Below are 1,086 nucleotides of genomic sequence, written 5' to 3'. Positions count from 1 at the left end.
CCCGTGCCGTGTTCTTTGAGCCCACCATCAATGAAACGTACGCCGACTGGGCTCGTCACTACGGTATTGCCATTCTGCCTGCACGGGTGCGCAAACCGAAGGACAAAGCCAAGGTGGAAGGTGCAGTGCTGATTGCCGAGCGCTGGATTATTGCGGCCCTGCGCAATGAGAGGTTCTTCAGCCTGAATGCACTGAACCGCACCATTGCTGAATTGCTTGAGCGTCTGAACACGCGGCCCTTCAAGAAGATGCCAGGCAGCCGACAAAGTACGTTCGAGAATTTAGACAAACCCGAGCTGTTGCCCCTGCCCAGCCAGCCCTATGAATTTGCCGACTGGCAGAAACGCCGAGTAGGAATTGACTACCACGTGGAGGTGGATGGGCATTATTACTCGGTGCCCTACCAGCATGCCAAGGAAGAAGTGCTGGTGCGCATTGGCGAGAAGACGGTGGAGGCTTACTTGCGCGGCAAGCGCATTGCCAGCCACCTGCGCAAACACAGCAAGGCGCGCCACACCACGGCACCTGAGCACATGCCGGCGAACCACAAGGCCATTGCGGACTGGACACCAGCCAAGTTCAGAATACAAGCCCAGAAGATTGGCCCACACACTTTAGCCGTAGTGGAGCACCAACTGAACACCCGTAAATACCCTGAGCAAGCCTACCGCTCCTGCGTGGGCATTCTCCGTCACATCAACACCCACGGTAAAGAGGCGCTGGAGCAAGCCTGCGAGCTGGCGCTGCAAATCAACTCAGCCAACTACCGCTCCATCAGCTCCATTCTGAAGACCGGCAAGGCCAAGCCGGTAGAACAACAAAGCCAGCAGGCCTTGCTACCCGAGCACCACAGCAATGTACGTGGTGCGGATTATTACCATTGAACAAACGCTACAGGCAACTCGCCGGCGAGGTGCCAAAGGACATTCAGCACCATGTTGAAACACCCCACGATCGACAAACTGCAAGCTCTGTAACTCACCGGCATGGCCCAAGGATTGCAGGAACAAACCCACATGCCGGAAATAGAAAGCCTGGGCTTTGAAGAACGACTGGGCTTACTCGTGGACCGCGAACACACCGAAC

1 protein-coding gene and 1 pseudogene are annotated in these 1,086 nt (G+C 56.4%); both read left to right on the top strand.

Translation table 11 applies throughout. The features are described from left to right. Nucleotides 1-884 (top strand): Mu transposase domain-containing protein (locus PY990_RS16270; protein WP_413789585.1); only part of this gene is annotated, 884 nt, incomplete at its 5' end. Nucleotides 885-935: 51 nt separating this feature from the next. Continuing rightward, nucleotides 936-1,086: pseudogene (locus PY990_RS16265) on the top strand (AAA family ATPase); the annotation flags it as partial.

The sequence above is a fragment of the Limnobacter olei genome (genome assembly GCF_029087225.1).
Classification (GTDB): Bacteria; Pseudomonadota; Gammaproteobacteria; order Burkholderiales; family Burkholderiaceae_B; genus Limnobacter; species Limnobacter olei.
Note: the sequence above shows the minus strand (reverse complement) of the source record. Positions and strands in the feature narration are given on the sequence as shown.